Genomic DNA, 15,883 nt, shown 5'->3' with positions numbered 1-15,883 from the left:
GATCGCTTCCTTGCCGCGCGGAGCCGTCCGGGGGACGCTTGGTTTTGGTTCCTGCAGCGGGCAAATTCTCTTCACAATATCAAAGGCTTCATGATGACTTCCACATTTGATCGGGTCGCCACAATCATTGCGGAAACCTGCGACATCCCGCGCGACACGATCACGCCGGAAAGCCACGCGATCGACGATCTGGGGATCGACAGCCTGGACTTCCTCGACATCGCCTTCGCCATCGACAAGGCGTTCGGCATCAAGCTGCCGCTGGAAAAGTGGACCCAGGAGGTCAACGACGGCAAGGCGACCACCGAGCAGTATTTCGTGCTCAGCAATCTCAGCGCCCGGATCGACGAACTGGTCGCGGCCAAGGGCGCGTAGCGCCCAAGCCCATGAACCTTGCTTATTTCCACCTGATCGACCGGATCGTCGCGCTCGACGTCGACAAGCGCAGCATCATGGTCGAGGCCCAGGTTCCGCAAGAAAGCACCATCTTCGAGGGGCATTTTCCCGGCTATCCGTTGATGCCGGGCGTGCTGTTGATCGAGACGATGGCGCAGACCTCGGGCTGGCTGCTGCTCGGGCTGATGAAATTCGAACGGATGCCGTTCCTCGCCGCGGTGAAGGAAGCCAAGATGCGCAGCTTCGTCACCCCGGGAGAATTGCTGACCATCGAGGCCAGCATCATCCACGAAGGATCCGGCTACAGCATGACCTCCGCCAAGATCTCGAGCGGCGACAAGCTGGCCTGCAACGCCACCCTCACCTTCCGTCACGTGCCGTTCCCCAACGCGGACCTGCGCGGACACATGGCCGTGATGGCTGAACGCATTGGTTTCCCGCAACAGGCGATCGCCCATGGCTGAGACGCGCACGAATGCAACGCAACCGGTAGAAGCCTGGATCACCGGGATCGGCCTCGCCAGTTCGCTGACCGAAGGCCTCGACGCGCATTGGGAGGCGCTGAACGCGCGCCGCGTCAATGTCGATACCCAGAGCCTCGCGCCCTATGTGGTGCATCCCTTGGCGCCGATCAGCTTCGACCGGCAGATCCCGAAAAAGGGCGACCAGCGGCAGATGGAAGCCTGGCAGCGGATCGGCACCTACGCCGCCGGTCTGGCGCTGGAATCCGCCGGCCTCAAGGGCAACAAGGACATCCTGTCGAAGATGGACATGATCGTCGCCGCCGGCGGCGGCGAACGCGATCTGGCGGTCGATTCGGCGATCCTCAACGCCGAGGCGCAGGGCAATACGCCGCCGGGCTTCCTCAACGAACGGCTGATGAACGATCTGCGGCCGACGCTGTTTCTCGCGCAATTGTCCAACCTGCTCGCCGGCAACATCGCCATCGTGCATGGCGTCACCGGATCGTCGCGCACCTTCATGGGCGAAGAGCCCGCCGGCATCGACGCCGCGCGGATCGCGCTGGCGCGGATCGCCGCCGGCCAGAGCGACATCGCGCTGATCGGTGCTGCGCAAAACGGCGAGCGCAAAGATCTGTTGATGCTCTACGAATTCGGCGACTTCAGTCTGAAGGACGCCTACACGCCGGTGTGGCAGCGCGAACCCAAGGGCGGCTTCGCGCTCGGCTCCGGCGGCGCCTTCCTGGTGATCGAATCGCGCGCCCATGCCGAGGCCCGCGGCGCCAAGCCGTTCGCGCGGCTGGGCAGCGTGGTCGCCGATCTGGCCCCGCGCAAGCAGCCGGGCGAAGTGACGGCGACCTTGCAGAAGCTATGGTCCAGGCTCGGTCCGGTGCAAGCCGGCGCCGCCGCGATCATCACCGGCGCCACCGGCGCCGAACCGGTCACCTCCGAGGAGCGCGCGTTTCTGCGCCAGCACGCCGAACTGCCGGTGCGCGCCAGCGGCAGCAGCTTCGGCCACATCATGGAAGCGCAGTTTCCGCTCGGCATCGCGCTCGCCGCGTTGTCGATTTCGCGCGGCGCGTTGTTTGCGCCGAACGACCCGACCGGGTTCGAGCGCGAGATGTCCGGCGCGCCGAACCAGATCGTGGTGATCGGCACCGGCCACTGCCGCGGCGAAGGCATGGCGCTGGTGGAGTCGATCAGTTGAACCCGTACCCGACGGAGTTGTCATGACAGCAACGCGCGACAAGTTCGGCCGACCGATCGTCGTCATCACCGGCATGGGCGTGGTGACCTCGCTCGGCGCCGGCAAGACCGACAACTGGGCCAAGCTGATCGCCGGTGAATCCGGCATCCGCACCATCACCCGATTCCCGACCGACGGTCTGAAGACCACGATGGCCGGATCGATCGACTTCGTGCCGGTCGAGCCGTTTTCTTCGACCGTGCTGTCGGAGCGGCTCGCCGACATCGCCACCGAAGAGGCGATCGCGCAGGCCGGCATCGGCCGCAAGGGTGACTTCCCCGGCCCGCTGTTTCTCGCGGTGGCTCCGGTCGAGCTGGAATGGGCGGCGCGGCGCGATCTTGCGGCTGCGGTCGAGCGCGACACCGAGATCAACTATGACTCACTGCTGCGGGTCTCCGGCGGTGGCAAGTTTGCGCATTACCACCGCCGCTTCATGTTCGCCTCGGTGGCCGACCATCTCGCCGACACCTACGGCACCAAAGGCTCGCCGATTTCGCTGTCCACCGCCTGCGCATCGGGCACCACCGCGATCCAGCTCGGCGTCGAGGCGATCCGCCGCGGCGACGTCGACGCCGCGCTGTGCGTCGGCACCGACGGGTCGGTCAATCCCGAGGCGCTGATCCGGTTTTCGCTGCTGTCGGCGCTGTCGACCCAGAACGATCCGCCGCAGGCCGCGGTGAAGCCGTTCGCCAAGAACCGCGACGGCTTCGTGATGGCCGAAGGCGCCGGCGCGCTGGTGCTGGAAAGCTACGAGTCGGCGACCGCGCGCGGCGCCAAGATCCTCGGCATCGTCGCCGGCTGCGGCGAGCTCGCGGATTCCTTTCACCGCACCCGCTCCAGCCCCGACGGCAAGCCGATCGTCGGCTGCGTGCGCAATGCGTTGTCGGACGCCGGCCTGGTGCCGGAGCAGATCGACTACATCAACGCCCACGGCACCGGCACGCCGGAAAACGACAAGATGGAATATCTCGGCATCTCCACGGTGTTCGGCGAACGCGCCACCACCATTCCGGTGTCGTCGAACAAGTCGATGGTCGGCCACACGCTGTCCGCCGCCGGCGCCGTCGAGGCGATCTTCTCGCTGCTGACGCTGGAGCATCAGCGGATCCCGCCGACCATCAATTACGACGTGCCCGACCCGGCGATTCCGTTCGACGTGGTGCCGAACGTGGCGCGCGACGCCCGCGTCACCGCGGTGATGTCGAACTCGTTCGGCTTCGGCGGCCAGAACGCCTCGCTGATCCTGACCGGCGAACCGGGCTAGCGCCGTCCGGCAACCGTGCGCCGAGGAGCGCGGCTTCCCCTCTCCCTTCGGGAGAGGTCGGCGCGTTGCCGACACCGCGCGGTTCGGCGCGCTGCGCCCGCCTCCGCCCATCCGCCCTTGAGTTAATGCGCCGGGCGGTTGACGCCTCGGCTTCAAGGGGCGATACGCAACCAGCGGAAATCCCGCCTTTTCTTCCGGAACACCATCTTATGCGCGCGCTCACCCTCGTCGCCGACCGCCAATTGGTGGTTGCAGAACTTCCCGATCCGCCGCCGCCGGCCGTAGGCGAAGTGCAGATCCGCGTCGGCGCGGTGGCGCTGAACCACATCGACGTCTGGGGCTTTCGCGGCATGGCGTTCGTCAAGCGCAAGCTGCCGATCGTGGTCGGCGCCGAAGCCGCAGGCGTCATCGCCGCGGTCGGCGACGGCGTAAGCCGGTTCAAGGTCGGGCAGAAGGTCGCGATGTATGGCGCGCTGACTTGCGGCCACTGCAAGCCCTGCGTTGAGGGCCGCGACAATTTCTGCGAGAACGTCGGCGGGCTGATCGGCTTTCACGTCGACGGCTTCGCCCGCGAATTGCTCAACATGCCGGAACGGCTGGTGATCCCGGTCCCCGACAATGTCAGCGTGCGCGACGCCGCCTGCGCGCCGATCGCGTTCTCCACCGTGCAGCACATGCTGTTCGACAACGCCAAGCTGCAGCCTGGCGAAACCATTCTGGTGCACGCCGGCGGCTCCGGCATCGGCACCGTCGCGATCATGATGGCGAAGGCGATCGGCTGCACCGTGATCACCACGGTCGGCGACGACTCCAAGATCGAAGGCGTGAAAGCGCTGGGGGCCGACCACGTCATCAACTACCGCAACGACCGCTTCGAGCACGAGACCCGCAAGATCACCAAGAAGAAGGGCGTCGACGTGGTGTTCGAACACGTCGGCGCCGACACCTTCAACGGCTCGCTGCTGGTGATGAAGCGCGGCGGCCGCCTCGTCACCTGCGGCTCGACCTCCGGGCCGACCGCGACGATCAACCTGATGCAGCTGTTTCAGCAGCAATACCGCATCTTCGGCTCGTTCGGCGCCAGCATCCGCAACATCGAACAGAGCCTGGAGAAGATGGCCTCCGGCATGCATCCGGTGATCGACACCGAAGTTCCGATCGAGGACGTCGAAGTGGCGCTGAAGCGCATGGAAAGCCGGCAGGTGTTCGGCAAAATCATCGTCAAACTGTGATGAACCGGCTGTTGCTCCGATCCGCGGCGATCGCCCGCACCGCCGCCAAGTCGGCGATTGGCGCCGTGGTCGGCGCGCTGGCGGTCGGGCTGTTGCGAACCACGCGGCATTTCGATCCGATCGCCACCGCGGATTTCTTCGGCCGCATCACGCGCAAGATCGGCCCGCATCTGTCGGAGCAAAAAATCGGCCGCGCCAATCTGGTCGCGGCGTTCCCGGACAAATCGCCGGACGAGATCGACAAGATTCTTGACGGCGTGTGGGACAATCTCGGTCGGCTCGCCGCCGAATTCGCCCATCTCGACCACGTCTGGCAGCTCGATCCCGAGCATCCGGAGCGCGGCCGCATCGAGATCACGCCGCGCACGCTGGAATTGTTCGAGAAGCTCAGGGACGACGGCAAGCCGGCGCTGATCTTCGCCAGCCACCTCGGCAATTGGGAATTGCCGGCGGTCGCCGCCGCAGCCCACGGGCTCGACACCGCGGTGCTGTATCGCCCGCCCAACATCGCCGCCGCCGACCGCATCGTGCAGCAATTGCGCGCGGTGAAGATGGGCACGCTGGTGGCATCCGGCGCCACCGCGCCGTTCAAGCTGGCGCAGGCGCTGCAGGACGGCAAGCACACCGCGATGCTGGTCGACCAGTGGTTTTCCAAAGGCGTCGAGGTGACGTTTTTCGGCCGCAAGACCCGCGCCAATCCGCTGTTGGCGCGGCTGTTGCGGCAGATCGACTGCCCGATCCATGGCGTGCGCATCATAAGGCTGCCGAACCACCGCTTCCGCGCCGAACTCACCGAAGAAATTCCGCCGGTCCGCAACGCCAAGGGCGAGATCGACATCCAGGGCACCATGCAGGTGATCACTTCGACGATCGAGACCTGGGTCCGCGAATATCCCGATCAGTGGCTGTGGCTGCACCGGCGCTGGCGGTAGCGGCGCTGGTGTAATCCCGCGAGGTTTCCACATCGGAAGCACGGCGGCCTCCCCAATCAGGACCGTCATTCCGGGGCGCGAGGCCGCAGGCCGAGCGAGCCCGGAATCCATACTCCCTGCAGGGGTTATGGATCCCGGGCTCACTCGCAGCTATCGCTGCTCGTGCCCCGGGATGACGGTTTGTTGTGATGTCGAGCGCCGCGATTCAAATTCCGACGATCCGCTACATCCCGGTCTTCACCTTGGTCCACAGCCGGTTGATCACCCGCTGGGTGGCGGCGTCGCGCGCGGTGATGACGAACAGCCGCTTCTCGGTCGCCGAATCCGGAAACACCATCTTGTTGCCGATCACCTTCGGATCGATCAGCTTCTGGCTGGCCAGATTGCCGTTGGCGTAGGACAGGAAGCCGGAATTCTTCGCCGCGACGTCGGGGCGGTACAGATAGTTGATCAGTTCGTGCGCCTCGGCGACGTTCTTGGCGTCGGCCGGGATCGCCAGATTGTCGAAGAACATCTGCGCGCCTTCCTTCGGAATCGAATAGCCGATCTCGACGCCATTGTTGGCCTCGGCGGTGCGGCTGCGCGCCTGCATGATGTCGCCCGACCAGGCGACCACCAGGCAGATTTCGCCGGTCGCTAGCGCGTTGAGATATTCCGAGGAATGAAACTTGCGGACATAGGGTCGGATCTTGCCGACCAGATCGGCGGCTTTTTCCAGATCGGCCGGCTTGGTGGAGTTCGGATCGAGGCCGAGATAGGTCAGCGCAGCCGGCAAAATATCATCGGGCGAGTCCAGCATGTGCACGCCGCACTCGGTGAATTTCGCCAGATTCTCCGGCTTGAACACCGTGGCCCAGCTGTCGATCACAGCGCCCTCGCCGAGGATCTTGCGCACTGCGGCGACGTTGTAGCCGATCCCGGTGGTGCCCCACATGTAGTTCGCGGCAAAGCGGTTGCCGGGATCGTAGGTCGCCAGCCGCTTGGTCACGACGTCCCAGGCGTTGCCGAGGTTCGGCAGCTTCGCCTTGTCGAGCTTCTGGAAAATATTGGCGGCGATCTGCCGCTGCAGGAAATACGCGGTCGGAACCACCACGTCGTAGCCGGATTTTCCCGCCAACAGCCGCGTTTCCAGCGTCTCGTTGCCGTCGAAGGTGTCGTAGATCACCTTGATGCCGGTCTCGCGGCTGAACTCGTCGAGCACGCCGGGGGCGATGTAGTTCGACCAGTTGTAGAAGTTGACGACGCGCTGTTCGGCGCGGGCGGGCGACAGCAGTAGGACCGCGCAACCGATCATGGCTGCGACAAAGCGCAATTTTTGCAAGCCGGTCGAACAGCGCATCGTATGGTCCTAGCGTCGGTGCACCGCGTCCGACAGCCGCTCCAGCGCGGTGTCGATGGTGGCGTCCTTCTTGGCGAAACAGAACCGCACCACCGAGGTCACCGCGTCCTCTTCGTAAAACGCCGAGACCGGAATCGCGGCGACCTTGTAGTCGGTGACGATCCGCTTGCAGAACGCCTCGTCAGTCTCGTTGAGCCCGAGCGGCGCCAGATCGACGGTGAGAAAATAGGTGCCCTGCGACTGGATCACCGGAAAGCCGATGCTCTTGAGGCCGCTGGCCAGCCGGTCGCGGCTGACCGCGAGCTCCTTGCGCATCTGCAGGAAGTAATCGTCGGCCTTGCCGAGCCCGTAAGCCACCGCAACCTGCAGGTTCGGCGCGGTCGTGAAGGTCAGGAACTGATGCACCTTGGCGGCGACGCGCAGCAGCGGCGGCGCCGCGCAGACAAAGCCGATCTTCCAGCCGGTCAGCGAGAAGATCTTGCCGGCCGAGCCGATCTTGATGGTGCGGTCGCGCATCCCCGGAATCGAGATCAGCGGAATATGCGCGCGGCCGTCGAACACCACGTGTTCCCAGACCTCGTCGCAGATCGCGATGGCGTCGAACTCCTGGCAAAACCGCGCCAGCAATTCGAGGTCTTCGCGCGGATAGACCACCGCGGCCGGGTTCAGCGGATTGTTGAACAGCACCGCGCGGGTCTTGGGCGTGAACACCGCGCGCAGCGCCTCTTCGGTGAGCCGCCAATACGGCGGCTCCAGCCGCACCAGCTTGGGAATGCCGCCGGCCTGGCGGATGATCGGCAGATAGGAGTCGTACACCGGCTGGAACACGATGACTTCGTCGCCGGGCTCGACCACCGCGAGGATCGAGGCGGTCAGCGCCTCGGTGCCGCCCGAGGTCACCATCACCTCGGTCATCGGATCGAGCGCGAGGCCGTGCCAATGCGCATAATGCGTGGCGATCGCCTGCCGCAGTTCCGGAATCCCCATCATCGACGGGTATTGGTTGTTGCCGTGCAGCACGGCGTCCGCCGCAGCGCGGCGGATGTCTTCCGGACCCGGATCGTCGGGAAAGCCCTGGCCGAGATTGATGGCGTTGTTGTCGCGCGCCAGCTGCGACATCGCCTCGAACACCGTGACCGGCAGATCGGCAAAGACAGGATTCATCGGCGGATCAGTGGCCCGGCTTGGTCGGCAGTCCCGACGCCTTCCAGCCGAGAATGCCGCCGGCCAGATGCTTGTCGTAAGCCAGCCCCGCGGCCTGCGCGGCCAGCGACGCCGTCACCGAGCGCTTGCCGGAGCGACAGGCGAACACCACCTGTTTGCCCTGCGGATCGGGGATGTTTTTCGGATCGAAGCTCGACAACGGCACCACCACCGCATTGGGATAGGCCTCGGCGGCGACCTCGTTCGATTCGCGGACGTCGACCAGCAGATAGCGGCCCTCCGCAATCCCCGCCGAAACCTGCTGCGGCGTCAAATCGTGAACCTGAGCTCCCACGCTTATCTCCCCCGCCGTCGCATCGATGGAACTGAATTGCGCCGCAACGAGCACGGCGACGCTCGGCAAGGGCAGCATCAAAGTCGCGCCTTGCGCGATGAAAATCAAGCGCTTGAGCCAATAGGTCATGACCGGAATCCTCGGCGTGGCGGTTCGGATATTCTTTGCGAGATGCCGTTGTGAGGCAAAATCATCCGAGTTTCATTGATCTGCGTTGTCCGATCGAATCCGAGATGCAGACCTGCGATCGCGGCATCGCGCTTCGGACCGGTCCGCTCAGATCGTCACCTGGGTGCCGACCTCGACCACGCGGCCGGTGGGGATTTGGAAATAGTCGGTGGCGTCGTTGGCCGAGCGACTGAGCGCGATGAACAGGTGGTTCTGCCAGCGCGGCAGGCCGGATTGCGCGGCAGGCTTCAGCGAGCGCCGCGACACGAAGAACGACGTCGACATGATGTCGAATTGCCAGCCGAGCTTGCGGGCGATCACCAGCGCCTTCGGCACATTGGGGGATTCCATGTAGCCGAACCGCAGCCGGACCTTGGAGAATTTGTCGCTGATGTTCTCCATCGTGACCCGCTCGGCCGGGTCGACCCGCGGGGTCTGCGCGGTCTGGATCGTCAGGATCACGTTGTGCTCGTGCAGCACCTTGTTGTGCTTGAGATTGTGCAGCAGCGCCGTCGGCACATATTCCGGATCGCTGGTGAGAAACACCGCGGTGCCCTTGACGATGTGCGGCGGACGCTTCTCCAGACTCTGGATCAGGTCGTTCAAAGGCACCTCGGTGCGACGGGTCTTCAGGATCAGCATCGCCGAGCCGCGACGCCAGACCCAGATCAGCGTCGCCATCAACAGGCCGAACAGCAGCGGCACCCAGGCGCCTTCCAGAAGCTTCAGCAGATTGGCGCTGAAGAAGATCGCGTCGACGGCGACGAACGGAAAGATCAACGCGGCGGCGGCGGCCGGGCGCCAGCCCCACAATTTCCAGATCACCACGAAGCCCATCACGCCGTCCGCCACCATGGTGGTGGACACCGCGATGCCATAGGCCGAGGCCAGTCCGCTGGAATTGCGGAACAGCAGCACCAGCATCAAGACGCCGATCAACAGCAGCATGTTGACCCGCGGCAGATAGATCTGGCCGGCGTGGGTCTCCGAGGTGTAGCGGACCTCGAAGCGCGGCAACAATCCGAGCTGCACCGCCTGGCTGATCAAGGAAAACGCCCCGGTGATCACCGCCTGGCTGGCGATCACGGTGGCGGCGGTGGCGAGCACGATCAACGGCACCAGAAAACTCTCCGGCACCATGCGATAGAAGGTGTTCTCGACGGCCTCAGGATGCGACAGCACCAGCGCGCCTTGGCCGAAGTAGTTGATCAGCAGCGACGGCAGCACGAAAAACAGCCAGCCGGTCTGGATCGGCTTGCGGCCGAAATGGCCGAGGTCGGCATACAGCGCCTCGCCGCCGGTGACCGCGAGAAACACCGCTCCGATCGTCACCAGCCCGACCATGCCGTGCGACAACATGAAGTGCACCGCGTGCCAAGGATTGATCGCCGCCAGCACCGACGGATCGTCGTTGATGTGGATCAGCCCCATCACCGCCAGCGTGCTGAACCAGACGATCATCACCGGGCCGAACGCCGAGGCGACCCGCGCGGTGCCCCAGCGCTGAAATGCGAACAGCACCACCAGAATGCCGACCGTCAGCGGCACCACGTAATGTTCGAGCGCCGGCGCGGCGATCTTCAAGCCTTCGACGGCCGACAGCACCGAAATCGCCGGCGTGATCATGGAATCGCCGATGAACATCGAGGCGCCGATCACCCCGAGGCTCATCAGGAAAACGCTGCGGCGCCCGATCGCGCGCTGCCCCAGCGCCATCAACGACAGCGTGCCGCCCTCGCCGTTGTTGTCGGCGCGCAGCAGCAGCAGCACGTATTTCGCCGTGACCACGATGAACAGCGACCACAGGATCAACGACAGCACGCCGAGCACGATGACCCGGGTGACCTGGGCGCCTTCCGCGGCGACATGCACCGCCTCGCGAAAGGCATAAAGCGGCGAGGTTCCGATATCGCCGAACACCACGCCGACGCCGCCGAGCGTCAAAGCCCAGAAGCCTGTTGTCGGAGGTGCGTCGGTGGACGCGGCGCTGGTGAGGGCCATGATGCTGGAACGCTCTGATGATAGTTTTTGATCCCGACCGAGCCGGCCGGGAGAGTGCCATGAGGTGACGCGGATTATAACACCGTTGGTTCGATGTCACCCCCCGCGCGTCGCCCGCAACAGGAGAATGGCGGCACGAGGCCAAAACAGTGAGAACCTGCCAGGCGGCAATCAGGTTGCGGGCCCACGCCCAGTATTGCGCTCTAAGCCGTTGAAAGCCAACACAATAAGACCATGCTACAGGTCGCCGAATACCGCGCCGGAGCTACGGTTTGAGGCCGGGGGGCAGCGGCGGGCTTTCCCGCATCAAGGTAATGGTGACGCGGCGATTGGCCGCCAACATCGGATCGTCGGGAAACAGCGGCTGGCTGTCGGCCTTGCCGGACACCGCGAACACGTGGCTGGTCGGCAGGCCTTCGCGCTCCAGAATTTGGCGCACCGCATTGGCACGGTCCGACGACAGATCGAAGGCGTTGTAATCGGTGCGTCCCGGCATCAGCCCGGCCGAGGTATGGCCGACGATCGACACCCGCAGCGGGGTGGCGCGCAGCGGCGCCGCCAATTTCTGAATCAACAGCCGGGTGCGCTCGAACGGCACCTTGGAGCCGTCGGCGAACATCGAGCGGCCGTCCTGGTCGATGATCTCGAGGTTGAGGCCCTCTTTGGTCTCCTCGAACATGATGTTCTTCGACAGTTCGGTCAGTTCCGGCAGGTCCTGCAGCGCTTGGCGCAACGACGCCGAGGCCAGCGCGAATTCTCGCTCGGCCTGGGTCTGGGCGCCGGCGGCCTTCGAGTCGCCGGCCTCGTCGGGATTGGGGGTGTTGCTCGCGTCGTCGATCGCGACGTGCGCCTTGTTCTTGACCTTGCCGCGAGTCGGGATGCCGTCGGTTTCCAACACGCCGGAATAGCGGGAATCGCTCTGCACGCCGAACGCCTCCCGCATCGAACCCGCGACGATCTTCAGCTTCTTGGTATCCTGCGTCGAGAACGCCACCAGCATCACAAAGAACGCGAGCAGCAGCGCCATCAGGTCGGCAAATGTCACGAACCAGCCGTGACCGCCGTGTGCTTCCTCGCGTTTCTTTTTGGCCATTTGCCCTGATCCGCGATCCTATGCCGTGTGCTACGCTGGAACCATTTCGCCTTCTTCATGGCGGTGCTTCTCGGGCAGATAGGCCAGCAGCATTTCGCGCACCAAAGTCGGGCTCTTGGAGTCGCGGATCATCAGAATGCCGTCGATGATCAGCGTGCGGTTGGTCTCCTCGTCGATCAGCTTGCCGTGCAGCTTGTCGGCGATCGGCAGACAGATCAGGTTTGCCACCAGCGCGCCGTACAGCGTCGCCAGCAGTGCCACCGCCATAAATGGCCCGAGCTTCGACGGATCGGACATGTTGGAGAACATCTGCACCATGCCGAGCAGCGTGCCGATCATGCCGAACGCCGGCGCGCAGTCGCCGATCGCGCGGTAGATCTTGCTGCCCTCGTTGAGATGCAGCAGGAAGTTGTCGCGGTCGCGCTCCATGTTGTCGCGGATGAATTCCAGATCGTAGCCGTCAGCCACGTAGCGAATGCCCTTGGCCAGGAACGGCTCGTCGGTCTCGACCTTTTCCAGCCCGACCGGGCCGGATTTACGCGCGATCTCGGCGATCCGCGCCAGTTCTTCCACCAGGTCTCGAGCCGAAAGGCTACTTAGCGTGAATGCGAATTTGGCGCCGAGCGGCAGGCCATGCATCATTGTCGACAGCGGAAAGCGGATCAACGTTGCGGCGAAGGAGCCGCCGAAAATGATGATGACGGCATGAATATCGTAGAACATCCGGAAATCGCCACCCATCAGGATGAGCGTCGTCAAGACGATGCCGCCCGCGACCAGGCCAAGGAGAGTTGCGATATCCATTTTGAACTCCGGTACGCACGCACTCAGCCGCCAACCAGCATTGGCGGCGCGCGACCCTTCTGAGCAGCGCGCAACCACCGTAGCGTCGCCGCGATTAAAGACCCGTTACCGGATAAGTAATTATTAACAACAGCCTAATCGCTACAAAGCGACGCAGCGATGCGCTGCTGCGTTCGCTGCCTGCGGTGCAGAGCGAGGCAGCGCCAGTCAGAACCAGAGCGGCGGGCTTGCGTTGCGGCCTTGGCGGTCGAGGTCGGGTCGCCTTGGCGCGGCAAAGCCGCTATAGATCGGCCCGATCGACTCGACCGCGCATCGCGCAACGAAACCCTCCTGGCAACGAGCCGCCGGTCCTCTGAGGCGCCGACGCGACCGCGTTGCCGACGAAGAAACCATGACCCCAGCACCGAACAACAAGCTGTTCCGCTATGCGGAGGCATTGCAGACATTGAACGACGACGGCCGGCTGCGGCTGCTGAAGCCGCGTAGCGGCATCGATTTCGTCTCCAACGATTATCTGGCCTTGGCCAACGCGCCGCAGATCAGAGACGCGGTGATCGCCGCGCTGGAAGCCGGCACCCCGATCGGCTCCGGCGGCTCGCGCAGCCTGCGCGGCAATTGCGCCGAACATGAGCGCCTCGAAAGCTACGCCGCGCAGTTTTTCGGCGCCGACGCCGCGCTGTTTTTCGCCGCCGGCTATGTGGCGAATTTCGCCGTGCTGACCACGCTGCCGCAGCGCGGCGATCTTTTGGTGCTGGATACGCTGGTCCACGCCAGCATTCACGAGGGCGCCAGAGCCGGCCGCGCCGAGCATCGCGATGGCGGCCACAACGACGCCCAGGCGATGGACGACACCATCAAGACCTGGCGCGCCGAGGGCGGCACCGGCCGGGTCTGGCTCGTGGTCGAAAGCCTGTACAGCATGGACGGCGATTTCGCGCCGCTCGAGCAACTGATCGCGCTGGCCGAGCGACACGACGCCTTCCTGATGGTCGACGAGGCCCATGCCACCGGGATCTATGGCCCGCAGGGCCGCGGCCTCACCGCGCCGTTCGAGGGCCGCGAGAATCTGATCGTCATCCACACCTGCGGCAAGGCGCTCGGCGCCGCCGGCGCGCTGGTCACCATGACGCGGGTGTTGCGCGATTTCATGGTCAATCGCTGCCGGCCGTTCATCTTTTCCACCGCGCCGTCGCCATTGGTCGCGTTGGCGGTGCAGCAGGCGCTGATGCTGTTGCACGACGAGCCGGAACGGCCACAGCGGCTGCTCGATCTGATCCAGTTCACCCATCGCGAATTCGAAGCCCGCTTCGGGCGAAGGCTGTCGAACTCGCAGATTCTGCCCTATATCGTCGGCGACAACGCGCGGGCGATGACGCTCGCCGCGGCGATGCAGGCGCGCGGCTTCGACATCCGCGGGATCCGGCCGCCGACGGTGCCGGCCGGCACCGCGCGGCTGCGGATTTCGTTGACGCTGAACGTCGGCGAGGCCGAAGTGCTGGCGATGCTCGATGCGCTCGACGAAGAGACCAAGGGGGCCGCGCGATGACCCCGCGCATCGTCGTCACCGGCACCGACACCGACATCGGCAAGACGGTGTTTTCCGCCGGGCTCGCCGGATTTCTGCAGGCCAGCTATTGGAAGCCGGTGCAGGCCGGGCTCGACGGCGGCACCGATTCCAGCCGTGTCGCGGCGCTCAGCGGCCTGCCCCCGCAGCGCATCCTGCCGGAACGCTTTCGCCTCAACACCCCGGCCTCGCCGCATCTGGCGGCGCAAATCGACGGCGTCCGGATTGAGCTGGACGCGCTCGACGTGCCGCAGATTGCAGGCTCCCTGGTGATCGAAGGCGCCGGCGGGCTGATGGTGCCGCTGAATTCCGACACGCTGTATATCGACGTGTTCGCGCGCTGGAATTTGCCGGTGGTGCTATGCGCGCGCACCGCGCTCGGCACCATCAACCATGCGCTGCTCTCGGTCGAGGCGTTGCGGCGCCGCGGCATTCCGATCTGCGGCATCGCCTTCATCGGCGACGACCATCGCGACAGCGAGGACATCATCTGCGCGATCGGCCAAGTGCGACGGCTCGGCCGCTTGCCGCGGCTCGATCCGCTTGATCGCCATACGCTGCAAGCGGCTTTCAAAACGTCGTTCAACCGGGAAGATTTCACGTCGTGACCACCACCCACTCGCCGATCTGGCATCCGTTCACTCAGCACGCGCTGCACGGCGCCATGACCAAGGTGGTGCGCGGCGAAGGCGCCTACCTCTACACCGAGGATGGCGCGCGGATCATCGACGCCATCGCGTCGTGGTGGGTGGTGACGCACGGCCATTGCCATCCGCATATCGTGCAGGCGATCCAGCGGCAGGCCGCTGAGCTCAACCAGATCATCTTCGCCGGCTACACTCACCAGCCCGCCGAGGACGTCGCCAAGGCGCTGCTGAAGCTGACGCCCAACGGGCTGGACTACGTGTTCTTCTCCGACAGTGGCTCGACCGCGGTCGAAGTGGCGCTGAAGATGGCGCTCGGCTATTGGCGCAATATCGGCGAGCCGCGCTCGCGGATCGTGGTGATGCAGCACTCTTATCATGGCGACACCATCGGCACGATGTCGGTCGGCGCCCGCGGCGTGTTCAACGCCGCCTATGAGCCGCTGCTGTTCGACGTCACGGTGATCCCGTTCCCATACGCCGGCCAGGAGCAGGCGACGCTGGACGCGCTGGAATCTGCCTGCCGCGCCAAGCCCGCGGCGTTCATCGTCGAGCCGCTGCTGCTCGGCTCGGGCGGGATGCTGATCTATCCGCCGGCGGTGCTGCGCGAGATGAAGCGGATCTGCGAGGCGGCGGGCGTGCTGTTCATCGCCGATGAGGTGATGACCGGCTGGGGTCGCACCGGCACGCTGTTCGCCTGCGAGCAGGCCGACATCTCACCGGACATCGCCTGCTATTCGAAGGGCCTCACCGGCGGCTCGCTGCCGCTGGCGGTGACGCTGTGCCGCGGCGAGATCTACGAGGCGCATTACTCGCCGGACCGCACCCGCACCTTCTTCCATTCCAGTTCCTACACCGCGAATTCGGTGGCCTGCGCGGCCGCGAAGGCCAATCTCGATCTGTGGCAGGACCCGCAATGCATGGCGCGCGTCGACGCGGTCGCGGCGATGCAAGCGCAGCGGCTCGAGCCGTTCGCGAACGATCCGCGGTTCGAGAACGTGCGGCGGATCGGCACCATCACGGCGCTCGATCTGAAATCCCCGGACGGCGGCTATCTCGCCGGCATCGGGCCGAAGCTGTTGAGGTTCTTTGCCGGCCGGGATCTGCTGCTGCGCCCGCTCGGCAACACCATCTATGTGATGCCGCCGTATTGCGTCTCGGCCGCCGATCTCGACGAGATCTATGCGGCGATCGGCGAAGCCGCGGATGTGGTGACGCGGGCCGCGTAGAGCTGCGCCGCA

The 15,883-nt window shown here is 65.0% G+C and carries 15 protein-coding genes; 9 read left to right on the top strand and 6 right to left on the bottom strand.

The window, feature by feature from the left end:
* The first annotated feature begins 93 nt into the window (after positions 1-93).
* From RPC_RS10555 to RPC_RS10530, 6 genes are all read left to right on the top strand, one after another.
* Positions 94-375: an acyl carrier protein gene (locus RPC_RS10555; RefSeq protein ID WP_011472564.1), complete on the top strand. Its 282-nt coding sequence runs from the start codon at positions 94-96 to the stop codon at positions 373-375.
* Between the two features lie 11 nt (positions 376-386).
* Positions 387-860 carry a 3-hydroxyacyl-ACP dehydratase FabZ family protein gene (locus tag RPC_RS10550; protein ID WP_011472563.1) on the top strand — a complete coding sequence of 158 codons (474 nt, stop codon included), beginning with the start codon at positions 387-389 and terminating at the stop codon, positions 858-860.
* Positions 853-2,064, top strand: coding sequence for a beta-ketoacyl-ACP synthase (locus tag RPC_RS10545; protein WP_011472562.1), 1,212 nt, complete (start codon positions 853-855; stop codon positions 2,062-2,064). Before RPC_RS10550 ends, RPC_RS10545 begins: the two co-directional genes overlap by 8 nt.
* Positions 2,065-2,086: 22 nt before the next feature.
* Entirely contained in the window at positions 2,087-3,367 is a 1,281-nt protein-coding gene (locus RPC_RS10540) for a beta-ketoacyl-ACP synthase (protein WP_011472561.1), read from the top strand.
* Between the two features lie 209 nt (positions 3,368-3,576).
* Positions 3,577-4,599, top strand: coding sequence for a zinc-binding dehydrogenase (locus tag RPC_RS10535; RefSeq protein WP_011472560.1), 1,023 nt, complete (start codon positions 3,577-3,579; stop codon positions 4,597-4,599).
* A complete protein-coding gene (locus RPC_RS10530) occupies positions 4,599-5,531 on the top strand; it encodes a lipid A biosynthesis lauroyl acyltransferase (RefSeq protein ID WP_011472559.1) in 933 nt (310 codons plus the stop codon). Before RPC_RS10535 ends, RPC_RS10530 begins: the two co-directional genes overlap by 1 nt.
* Positions 5,532-5,754: 223 nt before the next feature.
* Here RPC_RS10530 and RPC_RS10525 read toward each other — a convergent pair whose 3' ends face one another.
* The 6 genes from RPC_RS10525 to RPC_RS10500 all read right to left on the bottom strand — a co-directional run bounded on the left by RPC_RS10525 (position 5,755) and on the right by RPC_RS10500 (position 12,434).
* On the bottom strand, positions 5,755-6,825 hold the full coding sequence (locus tag RPC_RS10525) for a polyamine ABC transporter substrate-binding protein (protein WP_049766087.1): 1,071 nt from the start codon (positions 6,823-6,825) through the stop codon (positions 5,755-5,757).
* Between the two features lie 54 nt (positions 6,826-6,879).
* Entirely contained in the window at positions 6,880-8,034 is a 1,155-nt protein-coding gene (locus RPC_RS10520; RefSeq protein ID WP_011472557.1) for an aminotransferase, read from the bottom strand.
* A gap of 7 nt (positions 8,035-8,041) precedes the next feature.
* The gene (locus RPC_RS10515) at positions 8,042-8,368 is read right to left on the bottom strand and encodes a rhodanese-like domain-containing protein (protein ID WP_011472556.1); all 327 of its coding nucleotides are present in this window, start codon (positions 8,366-8,368) and stop codon (positions 8,042-8,044) included.
* Positions 8,369-8,644: 276 nt separating this feature from the next.
* On the bottom strand, positions 8,645-10,537 hold the full coding sequence (locus RPC_RS10510; RefSeq protein ID WP_011472555.1) for a potassium transporter Kup: 1,893 nt from the start codon (positions 10,535-10,537) through the stop codon (positions 8,645-8,647).
* A gap of 265 nt (positions 10,538-10,802) precedes the next feature.
* On the bottom strand, positions 10,803-11,630 hold the full coding sequence (locus RPC_RS10505; protein ID WP_011472554.1) for an OmpA/MotB family protein: 828 nt from the start codon (positions 11,628-11,630) through the stop codon (positions 10,803-10,805).
* Between the two features lie 30 nt (positions 11,631-11,660).
* Entirely contained in the window at positions 11,661-12,434 is a 774-nt protein-coding gene (locus RPC_RS10500) for a motility protein A (protein WP_011472553.1), read from the bottom strand.
* A 391-nt stretch (positions 12,435-12,825) separates the two neighbouring features.
* Between RPC_RS10500 and RPC_RS10495 the strand changes: the two genes are divergently transcribed.
* The 3 genes from RPC_RS10495 to RPC_RS10485 are packed head-to-tail and all read left to right on the top strand — an operon-like array spanning position 12,826 to position 15,871.
* The gene (locus RPC_RS10495; RefSeq protein WP_011472552.1) at positions 12,826-13,980 is read left to right on the top strand and encodes an 8-amino-7-oxononanoate synthase; all 1,155 of its coding nucleotides are present in this window, start codon (positions 12,826-12,828) and stop codon (positions 13,978-13,980) included.
* A complete protein-coding gene (bioD, locus tag RPC_RS10490; RefSeq protein WP_011472551.1) occupies positions 13,977-14,606 on the top strand; it encodes a dethiobiotin synthase in 630 nt (209 codons plus the stop codon). The genes RPC_RS10495 and bioD overlap by 4 nt, the downstream gene beginning before the upstream one ends.
* Positions 14,603-15,871 (top strand): adenosylmethionine--8-amino-7-oxononanoate transaminase, encoded by a 1,269-nt coding sequence (locus RPC_RS10485; RefSeq protein WP_011472550.1) that lies wholly within the window; start codon positions 14,603-14,605, stop codon positions 15,869-15,871. Before bioD ends, RPC_RS10485 begins: the two co-directional genes overlap by 4 nt.
* The last annotated feature ends 12 nt before the right edge of the window (positions 15,872-15,883 follow it).

It is taken from the genome of Rhodopseudomonas palustris BisB18, assembly GCF_000013745.1.
In the GTDB taxonomy this organism is placed as follows: Bacteria; Pseudomonadota; Alphaproteobacteria; order Rhizobiales; family Xanthobacteraceae; genus Rhodopseudomonas_A; species Rhodopseudomonas_A palustris_F.
The sequence above is the reverse complement of the archived record's forward strand: the minus strand, read 5'-3'. Positions and strand labels throughout refer to the sequence as shown.

Coding starts and splice junctions, on each gene's coding strand:
- RPC_RS10555 (WP_011472564.1), top strand. CDS start 94: ATGACTTCCACATTTGATCGGGTCGCCACAATCATTGCGGAAACCTGC.
- RPC_RS10550 (WP_011472563.1), top strand. CDS start 387: ATGAACCTTGCTTATTTCCACCTGATCGACCGGATCGTCGCGCTCGAC.
- RPC_RS10545 (WP_011472562.1), top strand. CDS start 853: ATGGCTGAGACGCGCACGAATGCAACGCAACCGGTAGAAGCCTGGATC.
- RPC_RS10540 (WP_011472561.1), top strand. CDS start 2,087: ATGACAGCAACGCGCGACAAGTTCGGCCGACCGATCGTCGTCATCACC.
- RPC_RS10535 (WP_011472560.1), top strand. CDS start 3,577: ATGCGCGCGCTCACCCTCGTCGCCGACCGCCAATTGGTGGTTGCAGAA.
- RPC_RS10530 (WP_011472559.1), top strand. CDS start 4,599: ATGAACCGGCTGTTGCTCCGATCCGCGGCGATCGCCCGCACCGCCGCC.
- RPC_RS10525 (WP_049766087.1), bottom strand. CDS start 6,825: ATGATCGGTTGCGCGGTCCTACTGCTGTCGCCCGCCCGCGCCGAACAG.
- RPC_RS10520 (WP_011472557.1), bottom strand. CDS start 8,034: ATGAATCCTGTCTTTGCCGATCTGCCGGTCACGGTGTTCGAGGCGATG.
- RPC_RS10510 (WP_011472555.1), bottom strand. CDS start 10,537: ATGGCCCTCACCAGCGCCGCGTCCACCGACGCACCTCCGACAACAGGC.
- RPC_RS10505 (WP_011472554.1), bottom strand. CDS start 11,630: ATGGCCAAAAAGAAACGCGAGGAAGCACACGGCGGTCACGGCTGGTTC.
- RPC_RS10500 (WP_011472553.1), bottom strand. CDS start 12,434: ATGGATATCGCAACTCTCCTTGGCCTGGTCGCGGGCGGCATCGTCTTG.
- RPC_RS10495 (WP_011472552.1), top strand. CDS start 12,826: ATGACCCCAGCACCGAACAACAAGCTGTTCCGCTATGCGGAGGCATTG.
- bioD (WP_011472551.1), top strand. CDS start 13,977: ATGACCCCGCGCATCGTCGTCACCGGCACCGACACCGACATCGGCAAG.